The sequence below is a fragment of the Streptomyces sp. NPDC024698 genome (assembly GCF_055559015.1).
On the sequence record NZ_JBVHLK010000002.1, the window covers coordinates 536,008 to 549,122 of the forward strand.

9 protein-coding genes are annotated in these 13,115 nt (G+C 73.7%); 5 read left to right on the top strand and 4 right to left on the bottom strand.

Annotated elements, in window-relative coordinates; all coding sequences use genetic code 11:
• Positions 1 to 249: 249 nt before the first annotated feature.
• The 3 genes from ACZ4AA_RS06840 to ACZ4AA_RS06850 form a co-directional block, all read right to left on the bottom strand.
• A complete protein-coding gene (locus tag ACZ4AA_RS06840) occupies positions 250 to 1,413 on the bottom strand; it encodes a VWA domain-containing protein (RefSeq protein WP_467596578.1) in 1,164 nt (387 codons plus the stop codon).
• Positions 1,410 to 4,001, bottom strand: coding sequence for a DUF5682 family protein (locus ACZ4AA_RS06845; protein WP_467597113.1), 2,592 nt, complete (start codon positions 3,999 to 4,001; stop codon positions 1,410 to 1,412). The genes ACZ4AA_RS06840 and ACZ4AA_RS06845 overlap by 4 nt, the downstream gene beginning before the upstream one ends.
• A 101-nt stretch (positions 4,002 to 4,102) precedes the next feature.
• On the bottom strand, positions 4,103 to 5,248 hold the full coding sequence (locus tag ACZ4AA_RS06850; RefSeq protein WP_467596581.1) for an ATP-binding protein: 1,146 nt from the start codon (positions 5,246 to 5,248) through the stop codon (positions 4,103 to 4,105).
• A 133-nt stretch (positions 5,249 to 5,381) separates the two neighbouring features.
• On the opposite strand from ACZ4AA_RS06850, the gene ACZ4AA_RS06855 reads away from it, so the two are divergent.
• Genes ACZ4AA_RS06855 through ACZ4AA_RS06865 form a run of 3 tightly spaced genes read left to right on the top strand, consistent with a single transcriptional unit; the run spans position 5,382 to position 8,655 of the window.
• Positions 5,382 to 6,737 (top strand): SWIM zinc finger family protein, encoded by a 1,356-nt coding sequence (locus tag ACZ4AA_RS06855; protein WP_467596584.1) that lies wholly within the window; start codon positions 5,382 to 5,384, stop codon positions 6,735 to 6,737.
• Complete coding sequence (locus tag ACZ4AA_RS06860; protein WP_467596589.1) at positions 6,731 to 7,006, top strand: hypothetical protein; 276 nt, start codon at positions 6,731 to 6,733, stop codon at positions 7,004 to 7,006. The genes ACZ4AA_RS06855 and ACZ4AA_RS06860 overlap by 7 nt, the downstream gene beginning before the upstream one ends.
• On the top strand, positions 7,003 to 8,655 hold the full coding sequence (locus ACZ4AA_RS06865; protein WP_467596592.1) for a DUF5691 domain-containing protein: 1,653 nt from the start codon (positions 7,003 to 7,005) through the stop codon (positions 8,653 to 8,655). The genes ACZ4AA_RS06860 and ACZ4AA_RS06865 overlap by 4 nt, the downstream gene beginning before the upstream one ends.
• A 347-nt stretch (positions 8,656 to 9,002) precedes the next feature.
• On the opposite strand, the gene ACZ4AA_RS06870 is transcribed toward ACZ4AA_RS06865, so the two are convergent.
• Positions 9,003 to 9,419, bottom strand: coding sequence for a cobalamin B12-binding domain-containing protein (locus tag ACZ4AA_RS06870; RefSeq protein ID WP_037626795.1), 417 nt, complete (start codon positions 9,417 to 9,419; stop codon positions 9,003 to 9,005).
• A gap of 814 nt (positions 9,420 to 10,233) precedes the next feature.
• On the opposite strand from ACZ4AA_RS06870, the gene ACZ4AA_RS06875 reads away from it, so the two are divergent.
• Both ACZ4AA_RS06875 and ACZ4AA_RS06880 read left to right on the top strand, forming a co-directional pair.
• Entirely contained in the window at positions 10,234 to 11,097 is an 864-nt protein-coding gene (locus ACZ4AA_RS06875) for an esterase/lipase family protein (protein WP_467596595.1), read from the top strand.
• Positions 11,098 to 11,377: 280 nt separating this feature from the next.
• The gene (locus ACZ4AA_RS06880) at positions 11,378 to 13,015 is read left to right on the top strand and encodes a M23 family metallopeptidase (protein ID WP_467596598.1); all 1,638 of its coding nucleotides are present in this window, start codon (positions 11,378 to 11,380) and stop codon (positions 13,013 to 13,015) included.
• Positions 13,016 to 13,115 lie beyond the last annotated feature (100 nt).

A 13,115-nucleotide genomic window follows, 5' to 3' on the forward strand; every position in this document is an offset into this window, starting at 1 on the left:
CCCGGAGGGGCCCTCACCAGGCCATGGATCACCAGGTGAGGCCCTGTGAGCAGCCGCCGAGCGCCCCGCGCGACCGCTCCCGCAACCCGGGGAGACCGGTCGGGTGGACCTTGGCGTCCGGTCGGGTGGAGCCGGGCGTCCGGTCAGGTGGAGCCGTCTCCCTTCGGCCGTCCGGGTCCCCGAACCACTCGAAACCGATCATTCAAGACCATTCACTGCCATTGCCGCATTCACGGCCAGGGGCCGGTCTCACCCCGCGTCCGGTATCGGAAGGGGCCGCTTCTCGATCGCCGCCGCCATCACCTCGGGAAACAGATCGGGCGTGCAGGCGAAGGCCGGCGCGTCGAGCGCCGCGAGCGCCGCCGCGTGTTCACGGTCGTAGGCCGGCGCCCCCTCGTCGGACAGCGCGAGCAGCGTCACGAACTGCACCCCCGACGCCTTCATCGCCGCGACCCGCTTCAGCATCTCCTCGCGGATGCCGCCCTCGTAGAGGTCGCTGATGAGGACGACGACCGTGTCGGCCGGTCTGGTGATCTGCGACTGGCAGTAGGCGAGCGCCCGGTTGATGTCCGTGCCGCCGCCGAGCTGTGTGCCGAAGAGGACGTCGACCGGGTCGTCGAGCTGGTCGGTGAGATCGACGACGGCCGTGTCGAAGACGACGAGCCGGGTGGCGATGGACCGCATCGACGCCAGCACCGCACCGAACACGGAGGCGTAGACGACCGACGCCGCCATCGACCCCGACTGGTCGATGCAGAGGACGACCTCCTTCTTCACGGACTGCGAGGCCCGCCCGTAGCCGATCAGCCGCTCGGGGACGACCGTGCGGTACTCGGGCAGGTAGTGCTTCAGGTTGGCCGCGATCGTGCGGTTCCAGTCGATGTCGTGGTGGCGGGGTCTGCTGATCCGGGCGCTGCGGTCGAGGGCGCCGGTGAGGGTGGCCCGGGTGCGGGTGGCGAGCCGCTTCTCCAGGTCCTCCACGACCTTGCGCACCACGGCCCTCGCGGTCTCCTTCGTCGTCTCCGGCATGGCCTTGTTGAGGGAGAGGAGGGTGCCGACCAGGTGCACGTCGGCCTCCACCGCCTCCAGCATCTCGGGCTCCAGGAGCAGCGCGGACAGCCCGAGCCGGTCGATGGCGTCCCGCTGCATCACCTGGACGACGGAGGAGGGGAAGTAGGTCCGGATGTCGCCGAGCCAGCGCGCGACCGACGGCGCCGACGCCCCGAGCCCCGCCGACCGGTCCCGCCCCGGCCGCCCGCCGCCTCCCTTTCCGTAGAGCGCGCTCAGCGCCCCGTCCATGCCCGCGTCCCGGCCCGAGAGCGCGCATCCGGTGCCGTCCGCCTCGTCGCCGCCGAGCACCAGCCGCCACCGCCGCAGCCGCTCCTCCCCGGCGTCCACCGTCACCTCGGTCATGGGGCCACCCTCGCAAGATCGTTTCCGGTGTGGAGGTCGGTTTCGGGGTCGCCGAGCCCCAGGAGCAGGCTCAGCAGCGGCAGGACGGCGTCGGCACGCCCGGTGTCCAGACCGGGGGCGAACCCGGGTACACCGGAGCCGGAGCCGCCGGCCTCGGTGGTCGCCCGCGGGGCCAGGCCGCGCCGGACGAGCTCGCCCAGCGTCCTGCGCACCCCCGTCTCGTAGGCCGAGAACGTCCGGCGCAGCAGCGGCAGCACATCGGTGAACGCCTCCGCAGGCACCCCGGTCAGCCACACGTCCACCAGGGCGAGCAGCCGTTCGTCGTGCACGAGCAGCATGCCGCCGGAACCACCTCCGACGAAGCCCTCGATCCACGCGGCCCCGTCCGCCGGCGCCGTCCCCGGCGACAGCACGAGACCCATGAGCCGCGCGGCCTCCTCCTGCGCCAGCTCCCCCTCGTCGAGGAGCAGACGGACCGCCCGGCCTCTGACCACCCCCGGCACGGTGTCCCGTGTCGCGAGCACCCGCAGCACCGCGTACCAGCGTCCGCGGACACCGCCCGCCTCGGCGGCCCCCGCGGTCGCCTCCTCCAGCAGTCCCACCGCCCCGTGCACGGCGTCGACGTGGCCGCGCATCTCCTGGGCGGCGTCGCCGTCCAGGGCGGCACAGGCCGGCGGGAGACCGACGAACACCCGCTCGGCGAGACCGGCCGCGACCTCGGCGAGGGCGCGGGTGTCGGTGCCGCGCACGTCGCCGTAGCGCAGGGAGCGGACGAGTGCGGGCAGGGCCTGCGCGAGCCGGCCCACGTCCGTGTCGAGGGCGGCGCGGTCGGCGAGCACCCGCATCACCACCGGCAGCGCGTCCGCGAGCCCGGCGAGAAGGCAGTGCTCGGCGAGTGCGGTGACCTCCACGAGCGAGGGCGCACCGACAGCGTCCGCCTCGGCCTTGGCCGTCGCGGCGGCGGGGACCGTCGTGCCCCAGACGCCGGCCTCGGCGACCCGCACCACCAGCTCCGGCTCCCAGCGCAGCCGCCAGGTCTCCCGGAAGGTGCCCGTGCTGCCGCGGGACGCCGAGGGCTCGCCCCACGCGACGCCGAGGAGCCGCAACCGGTGCAGCAGGGTGCTGCGCCCCGCGTCGGTCTCCTTGCGCAGATCGAGCTCCAGCTCCCGCTCCAGTGCCTCGGGCCTGAGCCGCAATCGCCGCTGGGACCGGGTGAGGTCCCGCTGCAACGGCACCGCCGGAGCGGACTCCGGCACCTCCCCGAGCACGTCGCCGACCACGAGCCGGTCGCGCACCAGCCCCAGGGGGACGTCCGAGCCCTCGCACATCACGGCCCGGACGGCGTCGGTGGTCTCGGTCAGCCCCGGCAGCGGGCGGCCGCGCATCGCGGCGAGTGTGCCGGCCAGTCGCACGGCCTCGATGACATGGGCCGACGACACACCCCGGTCCTCGTCTCGCAGCAGCCGGGCGACCTTGGTCATCCAGCGCTCGACAGGGCGGTCGGGAGCGCTGAACAGGTGTCCGTACCAGCCCGGCGAGTCGATGCCCGCGCCGTACCCACTGGACCGGGACAGCCTGCGGTGGGTCCAGGGCACCCAGGTCAGCTGGACCTTGGCCTTCGGCAGGCCCTTGAGGAGCGCTCGGTCGGCGCCGACGGTGGCCCCCTGTCGCAGCGCGGGGACATGCCAGGCCCCGCACACCACGGCCACGTCGTCCCCGAACTCCCGCCGCGCCGAACGGATCTGGAGCCGCATGTACGCCTCGCGCACCGGGTCCCGGTCGTGCCCTCCGGCCCCGTACACCTCGCGCAGCGCCCCCATGGCCTCCTCCAGCACCGTGAACGGAGCGAACGGGTCGTCCGCCGTCCCGGCCCTGTGCTCGACCACGTCCTCCCACCAGCGCTCCGGGTCGTCGTACCCGGCCGCCTCGGCGAGCACCGCGAGGGGGTCGATCCGGACGGCGCTCACGTCGGGCGGGCTTCCGGAACCCCCGGCCGCGGCCGGCCCTCCGGGGGCGCCCGCGGAGCCGCGGTCCCCCGGGAGACCGGGATCGCCTCCGGGGTCGATGTCTCCCCCGGAGCCGGTGTCTCCTCCGGGTCCGGCGGTGTCGGTGTTCCCGGCCGGGAGCGGGTCGAGCGGGTCCCCGAACGGCGCGTGCCCCGGGCTGGCTCCGTCGGGATCCGTCCCGGCCGGGCCGGTGTCCGCATCGGCAGGCCCGGTGTCCGTCCCGTCCCGGTCGAGGGCCGCCTCCTCGTCCTCCCAGGCGAGGGTGTGGGCGGCCGGAAGGTCGATGAAACGGGCCGCCACCCCGTGCTCCTGGGCCCACTGGATCGCCACCCACTCCGGGGAGAACTCGGCGAGCGGCCAGAAGGCCGACCGGCCGGGTTCGTCCACGACATGGGCGAGCAGCGCCACGGGCGGCCGCATCTCCTTGTCGGCGGCCAGCGGGACCAGCGCGTCCGCCTCGGGCGGCCCCTCGATCAGCACGACCCGGGGGGCCGCCGCCTCCAGCGCCGCCCGTACGGCCCGGGCCGACCCGGGTCCGTGATGCCGTACACCGAGCAGCAACGGCCCCGGATCCCGGCTCATCGCCCCCTTCCGCCGCACGGGCGGTCCGGCGTCCGGCGGTCCGGCGTCCGGCGCGGGCGGTCCGGCGTCCGGCGCGGGCGGTCCGGCGTCACGCCCGGCATTCATACGCTCACCTCGCGGCAGGCGCGGTAGAAGTCCTTCCAGCCGTCCCGTTCGCGGACGACCGCTTCCAGATACTCCTGCCAGATGACGCGGTCGGCCGCCGGGTCGCGCACGACGGCACCGAGGATGCCGGCGGCGACGTCACCCGCCCGCAGGACGCCGTCGCCGAAGTGGGCTGCCAGGGCCAGGCCGTTGGTCACGACGGAGATCGCCTCGGCCGTGGACAGTGTGCCGCTGGGCGACTTCAGCTTCGTCCGGCCGTCGGACGTGATCCCGTCCCGCAGTTCACGGAAGACGGTGACGACCCGGCGGATCTCGTCCACGCCGTCGGGCACGGCGGGCAGATCGAGGGAGCGGCCGATCTGGTCGACACGGCGCGAGACGATGTCGACCTCGGCGTCGGCGCTCTCCGGCAGCGGCAGCACCACGGTGTTGAAACGGCGGCGCAGCGCGCTGGAGAGTTCGTTGACACCGCGGTCGCGGTCGTTGGCCGTGGCGATCAGGTTGAACCCGCGCACGGCCTGCACCTCCTGGCCCAGTTCCGGTATCGGCAGGGTCTTTTCGGAGAGGATCGTGATCAGGCTGTCCTGCACGTCCGCGGGGACGCGCGTGAGTTCCTCGACGCGGGCCGTCATGCCCTCGGCCATGGCCCGCATGACCGGGCTCGGCACGAGCGCGTCCCGGCTGGGCCCGTGCGCGAGCAGCCGCGCGTAGTTCCAGCCGTACCGGATGGCCTCCTCCGGGGTGCCGGCTGTGCCCTGCACGAGCAGCGTCGAGTCGCCGCTGACCGCGGCCGCCAGATGCTCGGACACCCAGGTCTTCGCGGTGCCGGGCACACCGAGCAGGAGCAGCGCCCGGTCGGTGGCGAGGGTGGTGACGGCGACCTCGACGATGCGGCGCGGCCCGACATATTTGGGGGTGATCACGGTGCCGTCCGGCAGGGTGCCGCCCAGCAGATAGGTGGCCACGGCCCAGGGCGAGAGCAGCCAGCGTTCCGGGCGGGGCCGGTCGTCCTGGGCCGCGAGCGCGGCGAGTTCGGCGGCGAAGGCGTGCTCGGCATGCGGTCGCAGCGCCTCGCTCGGCCGGCTCTCCCCCCTCTCTCCCGTGGGTGCGTCGACGGACGTCGGTTCAACGGACACGGACATGGCTCGGTCCCCCTCCAGCTCGGCCGGTTCGGATCTGGTTCCACCGTGCACCACGCCACTGACAATGCGCCCTGACCTGCGCAAATGCGTTCGCGACGGTCGATTGTCAGTGGCGGGATCTACCTTCGATGGCATGACACAGCAGGCGGTGCGCTGGACGGCGGATCAGGTGCTGGCACTGGCGCCTGACGTCGCGTCACGCAAGGCGGGGAGCAAGCTCGGCGCGGCCGGACCATGGTCGGGGGCGGGCACTACCGAGGAGGGGACGGTATGGGGACTGTGCAGGGGAAGTGGCAGCAAGCCGTATCAGACGGTCGCGGACATCGCGGACTCTGCGGGTCCTGCTTACAAGTGCAGTTGCCCGAGCCGGAAGTTCCCGTGCAAGCACGCGCTGGGGCTGTTGCTGCTCTGGGCGGGCGGGGACGGGGCGGTGCCGGCCGGGCAGGCGCCGGACTGGGCCGCCCAGTGGCTGGAGGCACGACGCAGGCGCGCGGAGGAGAGGCACGCGGCGGGCGGGGGATCTGGAGCTTCCTCGACGGCTGATCCCGAGGCGGCGCGACGCAGGGCCGAGCGGAGGGCGGAGCGGATCACCGCGGGGGCGGCGGAGTTGGAGCAGCGGCTCGCGGACCTGCTGCGCGGCGGTCTCGCCTCCGCCGAGCGGGCGGGGTACGGCATGTGGGAGGAGACGGCGGCCCGGATGGTCGACGCCCAGGCCCCCGGCCTGGCCTCGCGGGTACGGGAGTTGGGGGCGATCCCGTCCTCGGGTCCGGGCTGGCCCGTGCGGTTGCTGGAGGAGTGTGCGCTGCTGCATCTCCTCGACCAGGGCTGGCTGCGGCGCGAGCGACTGCCGGACAGTGTGGCCGCGACGGTCCGTTCCCGTGTCGGGCTGCCCGGCTCCGCGGACGGCCCGCCGCTGCGGGACCGCTGGCTGGTGCTCGCTCAGTACGACACGGCGGACGCCCGGCTCACGACCCGCAGGATCTGGCTGTACGGCGCCGAGTCGGGCCGAACCGCCCTGCTCCTCTCCTACGGCGCGGCGGGCCGGGCACCCGAACTGGCGCTTCCGGTCGGGCTGGCCTTCGAGGCGGAACTGTCCGCGTACCCGGGAGCCGGTCAACTGCGGTCGGCGCTGGGCGAATGGTTCACCGCCCCGGCGCCCGCGGCGGTACGGCCGACGGGGCTGACCACCACCCAGGCCGCCGCCCGTTACGGAGAGGCCCTGCGCGAGGACCCCTGGCTGGACTCCTGTCCGGTCACCCTGGACCGGGTCGTGCCGACCCCGGACGGCGACTCATGGCAACTGGCCGACATGGATGGCGAGTTGGCCCTGCCGCTCAGTCCTTCCTCGCGGGCACGCCCCGAACTGTGGCGGCTGGTCGCCCTGTCCGGCGGCGCGCCGGTGACGGTCTTCGGGGAGTGCGGACACCGCGGGTTCACTCCCCTGACGGCGTGGCCGGAGGGCGAGGGCGAGGCGGTGCCCCTGTGCTGACCGAGCCCGTCACCGGCCCCAGCGACTCCCCCGCCACCGTCCCGCCCACCGAACTCACCACGCCCACCGAGTACGCCGGGTACGACGAGCGCGCCGAGAGCGCCACCCGCCGGCTTCGCCACGCCCACCGAGTGTGCCGGGTACGCCGGGAGCACCACTCTCACCCCACCCCCGCCTTCGCCACTCTCGTCACCCAGGCCCACAGCCCCGCGGCCGGCCGCAGGACACCACTGAAGCCCATGCCCTCCGCGCAGAAAGGACGCTCATGAACCCGACCCCCAGCCCCGCCTCGACCACGGCCTCGGGTCCGGCTCCGGCTCCGGCCGGCGCGCCCGCCGGTGGTTCCTGGGAGGAACTCGTCACCGTGGCGCTCCTCGGCACCGACCGACGGGCGCTCCCGGAACAGCACCCTGGGCGGCAGGCCCCCCTGGCGCTGCTGGACGCGGCCGCCGTGGAGACCGTACGGCGACGGGCCGGAATCCGGCCGGCGCGGGCGGCGGAACGGCCCGAGCCCGCGGCGCCGGACCCGCGCCCCGCACTGCCGCCCGCCGCGGCCCGGCGGCTGGCGACGCTGCTGGCGGACCGCCCCGGCGCGGGCGGCGGCGGCCGCAGAGGCGCGGCGCCCGACCTCATGGAACTGCTGCCCCAGTGGCTCGCCCTGGCGAACACCCGCGGTTTCGGCGCACCCCCGCAGACCCTTCCGGCGCTCCTCGACGCGGCCCGTGGGCGTACGGACCTGCGGCCCGCGGCACTCGCCTTCGCCGGGCCGCGGGCCCTGTGGCTGGCCCGGCTGAACCCGGAGTGGCGGTTCGCGCTGCGTTCCTCGTCGGGAGGGGCGGCCGCGCTGCCGGAGGACGCCGTTCACATCCAACGGCTCTGGCAGGAGGGCCTGTTCGCGGAGCGGGTCGCCCTGCTGGCGGCGGTCCGGGCCAAGGATCCTTCCGCCGGGCGGGAGTTGCTCGTCGCGACCTGGGCGACGGAGCGTGCCGAGGACCGGCTGATGTTCCTCGACCTGCTGCGGTCCGGGCTGTGCGCCGAGGACGAGGCGTTCCTGGAGCGGGCCCTGGCCGACCGCAGCCGCAACGTACGGGCCACGGCGGCCGAGCTGCTCTCCGCCCTGCCGGGGTCCGCGCTCGCCGCGAGGATGGCGGCCAGGGCCGTCACCTGTGTGGCCGTGGACCGTACACAGAGGACACCGGTGATCACCGTCGAGGCGCCGCACGAGTGCGACGCGGCGATGGAACGGGACGGGGTGGTGCCGAAACCACCGGCCGGCCGGGGTGAACGGTCCTGGTGGCTGGGCCAGTTGGTGGAGGCAGCGCCGCTCGGGACCTGGCGGGACCGGCTCGGGGGGCGTTCGCCGGAGGAGATGGTGGCGCTGGCCGTGGCGGACGGCTGGCAGGCCGAGCTGCATGCGGCCTGGTGCCGGGCGGCGGTACGGCAGCGCGATCCCGCGTGGTCGAGGGCGCTCCTCGGGTCGCCCTCCGCTCCGGAGGCCGGGGGGCCGGGGGCGGTGTCCCTGGCCGAGCGGGCCAAGCTGCTCGCCACGCTGGACGCCGGGGAGCGGGCGGAGTGGGTGGCCGGGTTCATCGGTACGCACGGGCTGTCCGAGGCGTTCCAGCTGCTCGGGGTGTGCGCGGTGCCGTGGTCGGGGAGCCTGGGGCGGGCGGTGGTCGACGCGCTCGACATCGCGCGGGACGCCGGAAGCTATCCGTGGAGCTTCAGCGGGGTGATGGGGCTGGCCGAGCGCTGTCTCGACCCCGCGGAGGCCGGGCGGCTCGAAGGTCTCACCTCGGTGCCCGACGAGTCGGAGCACGCGGCGCCGGGTGCCGGTGACTACTGGGCTGAGGCCTTCCAGCGGCTCGTGACGACGCTGCGGCTGAGAGCGACCATGTCCGCCGAGCTCACCGCGCCATGACCGCCGTCCATCACCTCACGCCCGCCCGTTCCCGGCCGAGCCGGATTCCGCCCCGGCCCGTCTCCTGCCCCGCCTCGCGGCGTTCAGGGGTCGCTGCGTTCAGGGGCCCGGAGTCCCGGCCCGCCCCGGATTCCGCCGCTCGGGATCGAAAGGAGCCCCCGAGGAACGCCGAGCGCCCCCGCACGCTCCACGCGCCCCTCGCACCCCGCGTGCCCCCGAGAGGCCAGGGGCCGGAAGGGCCGTGAGCCCGGATGACGGCGACGCGTCCGGCGGTCACGGGTGGCCGAGGCTCCCCGCGATTCACGCCCGACGGAGCGGACGCCCGGACGGCGCGGACGCCCGGACGGTCAGGCGCCGGCCGGCTGGCGGACGTTCGCGCGGACCCAGTCCACGATGGACACCGTCGTTGCGCCCGGGGTGAAGATCTCCGCGACGCCCTTCTCCTTGAGCGGGGCGATGTCCGCCTCGGGGATGATGCCACCGCCGAAGACCTTGATGTCCTCGGCCTCGCGCTCCTTGAGGAGGGCGATGACGGCCGCGAAGAGCGTGTTGTGCGCACCGGACAGGATGGACAGGCCGATCGCGTCGGCGTCCTCCTGGATCGCGGTGTCGACGATCTGCTCGGGGGTCTGATGCAGCCCGGTGTAGATGACCTCCATACCGGCGTCGCGCAGCGCACGCGCGATCACCTTGGCCCCACGATCGTGGCCGTCGAGCCCCGGCTTGGCCACCACCACGCGGATCGGACCGGCTGCCACACCCATCACTGCCTCCATGAACGGACTACCTCACACCCTGCACCGGCGAGGACTGCCGGCACACGCCTGCGCCGGCCACCACGGACGGCGGCCGGCGGCCGACAGTCGGCCGCCCACGGTCGGTGGCCGATCGATGATGCACCGATCGACCCTATGCGACTACCCGTCGTCACCAACGGGCGCCCACCGACCGTGTCGAGTACTGACCATCGACACATATCGCTCAGTTTTCCGCTCGCCACTCCGGATCGCTCCGGATCATCGATCGCGCCAAGCGGCACACGCGTCCCGGGCCCTTTCGGTCCGGGAAGTGAACGAACGTTATCGCCAGCATCCCGCAACCGGCAGTTTCGCGGTGGAGACCGAGGGGGAAATCACACACTGGGACAAGTTCGCCGCGCACGGTTCCGTATCGCGGCACTGGCGCCACAGGGACCTGCGGCGTACGGGCCACGGCCGGAGCAGGCGCAAGAAGAGCCGCGACCAGGTGGCCTCACCATCGCGTCGTCAGCGGGACGGCGGGGTGCGGGGGCACATCGACGACGGCACGACAGCGGGGAGCGAGGCCGGGCCAGAGGACCAGGGGAACGCGAGGGCGACTCCACGCCACGACACGAGGCCGCCGCAGTCGGCGCGGCAGACGGTCGGGGAGCCGGGGTCGGCGTCGTCTTCCGCATCCTTCGGCCGAGCACTCCGCAGCGTCACCGGTCTCACCCACCGCGGACGCGCCGTCGGCCGCCGTCGTCGCCGACCTCACGGCTTTCCACTAGGGCACACGGGGGACGGAGTGGTCCTCCCGCGTGCCGACTGGAGGTCGGCCATGAAGGTCACTGAGGCTGCGTCGCCCCTTCTGCCCCTGTGCCAGCGCCTGTTCCCGACGAAACTGGCGGGGCTCTCGGTGGCCCTGCTGAAGGCGACGGCCCTGGAGCTGGCGATCCTCGCCGGGCACCTCCTCCTGTATCCCTCCGGCATCACCCAGGAACGCCGCACCGGACACCCGCTTCCCGGGCCCGAGGCCGCCGACCGGCTGCCCACCGAGTCCAAGCCCCCGGTGGTCCTCCTGCACGGCTTCATCGACAACCGCTCCGTGTTCCTGCTGCTGCGCCGCAACCTCGCGCAGCACGGCAGACAGCACATCGAGTCCCTGAACTACTCACCGCTGACGTGCGACATCCGTACGGCGGCGGAGCTGCTGGGCCGGCACATCGAGGAGATCTGCGAGCGCACGGGCCACGACCGGGTGGACATCGTCGGGCACAGCCTCGGCGGACTGATCGCGCGCTACTACGTTCAGTGCCTGGGCGGCGACATCCATGTCCGCACCCTCGTCACGCTCGGCACCCCGCACTCAGGCACCCGCGTCGCGCCGCTGATGAACGCGCACCCGATCGTGCGCCAGATGCGCCCCGGTTCCGCGGTGATCGAGGAACTGACCGGTCCAGCGCCGGGCTGCCGCACGCAGTTCGTCAGCTTCTGGAGCGACCTCGACCATCTGATGGACCCGCTGGAGACCGCCTGCGTCGAGCATCCCGACCTGCTGGCGCAGAACGTCCGGGTGAGCGGTGTCGGCCATCTCGCGCTTCCGGTGCATCCGGCCGTGGCGACCGGAATCCGGCAGGCACTCGACATCGAGATGTCGGGGCCCCGCGCCGTGGCCAGGACCGGCGGCCTCACGGTGGCGTGAAGGGCGCCAGGCCCCACGGTGGTACCAGGGGCACCGCGGACCGGCCCGAGGGTGGCCGTCGGGAGGGCTGACGGCCGCCCGACGGCCCTTGCACCGACCGGAAATCTCGAACACTTATCGAACGCCAGGCCAAGGCCTTGCCCGCGCTCCCCCGAAACACGGCCGAATGCCCGTTTCCTGCGACGGGGAAACCTGCCGAAGATTGTCGCGCGCGCATACCGCCGGGTACAGTCGCCGCACTGCTCTGCCAGCCCCTGTTGTCGAGGCGAAAGAGAAGTTGGTGAACGACCGTCACCCGTCGGGGATCGCGACTCCCCCGGCTCCGGCTTCCGACGCCGCCTCGGCGCTCTACGGGCCCTATGGCGCGCACGAAGCCCAGTACGGTGACTTCACCGCGTACGGCGACTACGCCGCCGCTCCTTCCGACTCGGGCGCGAACACGGCCGCGGCGGGCGGCTACCCCACCTCCGACTTCGCGGGCGACCCGCTCTTCGGCACCATGCCGGGCGGGGCGGGCACCGGCTCGTACGACGCCACGCAGTGGAACGCCGGGGTCCAGCAGCCGATGGGCTACGACCCGTACGCGGGCCGGCACACCGGCTACGACACCGGCGCCCACGACACGACGGCCTGGACCGACGGCTACCAGCAGCTCGCCGACGTCCCCGCCCAGCACCCGGGCCCCGACGCCTCGGGCCAGTGGGACGCGAACGCCTGGACCCAGCCGGACCAGCCGCTCGACGGGACCCAGCAGTGGACCGTGCCGACGCAGGACACGGGCGCGTACGACGCCACGCAGTGGAACGGCGCCGGGGGCCAGGACGCCTACCAGGCCTACGAGCACCAGCCGGCCGAGTCGTACGAACAGCCGCGGGCGGAGTCCGAGCCGTACGGCCATGAGCTCACCCAGCTCGACATGACGTACACGGACGCGGCGGACCCGGTCCCCTTCGACCAGCAGGCGACCGCGACCTTCGACCAGGCGGTCCACGGCGACCACGCCTCGCAGCAGGACGAGTTCGACGCGGCCGAGGACTTCACGGGCACGGACGGCCCCGACAACGGATACGACGACGGCCGCGACCCCTACGACGAGGGACGCGAGCGGCCTCTGCTGGAGGACCAGGAGGAGATCGCCCCGGTCCGGCATCCCGCGGGCCGTGCCGCTTCCCGCTCCCGGCGCCGCAGCCCCGCCAAGCGTTCCGCGCTGCTGACCGTCGCGGTGCCCTCGGCCTGCGTGATGGGGGTCGCGGGGATCGCCGCCGCCTCCGTGGGCGGGGTCGGCGGCCTCGGAGGAAGCGACGCGAAGGACACGACGGCCAGCGCCCCCGACGCGACCTCGGTGAAGCCGTCGGCCGCCAACATCAAACTGGACACCCAGCTCCAGAGTCTGTCCGCGGGCGCGGACGACTTCGCCGACCGGGCGAGCCGCACGCAGGAACGCATCGACCTCAAGGCCCAGCAGGCGACGGAGAGGAAGAAGGCGGCGGAGGCGGCGGCCCGCAAGGAGCGGCTGCGTCCGAAGTTCGTCCTTCCCGTGACGCAGCGGGGCCTGAGCGCCTACTTCGGCCAGGCCGGCGTCAACTGGATGTCCGTGCACACGGGCATCGACTTCCCCGTCTCGTACGGGACGCCGGTGATGTCCGCGATCGACGGGACCGTGCGGACGCAGTGGAACAGCGCGTACGGCAACATGATGATCGTGACCGCGATGGACGGCACCGAGACGTGGTACTGCCACCTCTCGACGTACAAGGTCCCCTCCGGCACCACCGTCAAGGCCGGTGACCAGATCGCCTTCTCCGGGAACTCCGGCAACTCGACCGGCCCGCACCTGCACTTCGAGGTCCGCCCGGCCGGCGGCGCGGCGATCGACCCGCTGCCGTGGCTGCGCAGCCACGGTCTGGATCCCACGTAACAGCGGCCCCCGTCCGGGGAGTCGGTGACCGCCCGGCCGGCGCGTGACCGCGCGCCCCGGCCGTCATCGGACGGCCGGGGATCCCGCGATCAGATCCCGG

Coding starts and splice junctions, on each gene's coding strand:
- ACZ4AA_RS06845 (WP_467597113.1), bottom strand. CDS start 4,001: ATGAGCCGGGATCCGGGGCCGTTGCTGCTCGGTGTACGGCATCACGGA.
- ACZ4AA_RS06855 (WP_467596584.1), top strand. CDS start 5,382: ATGACACAGCAGGCGGTGCGCTGGACGGCGGATCAGGTGCTGGCACTG.
- ACZ4AA_RS06840 (WP_467596578.1), bottom strand. CDS start 1,413: ATGACCGAGGTGACGGTGGACGCCGGGGAGGAGCGGCTGCGGCGGTGG.
- ACZ4AA_RS06865 (WP_467596592.1), top strand. CDS start 7,003: ATGAACCCGACCCCCAGCCCCGCCTCGACCACGGCCTCGGGTCCGGCT.
- ACZ4AA_RS06870 (WP_037626795.1), bottom strand. CDS start 9,419: ATGGGTGTGGCAGCCGGTCCGATCCGCGTGGTGGTGGCCAAGCCGGGG.
- ACZ4AA_RS06850 (WP_467596581.1), bottom strand. CDS start 5,248: ATGTCCGTGTCCGTTGAACCGACGTCCGTCGACGCACCCACGGGAGAG.
- ACZ4AA_RS06875 (WP_467596595.1), top strand. CDS start 10,234: ATGAAGGTCACTGAGGCTGCGTCGCCCCTTCTGCCCCTGTGCCAGCGC.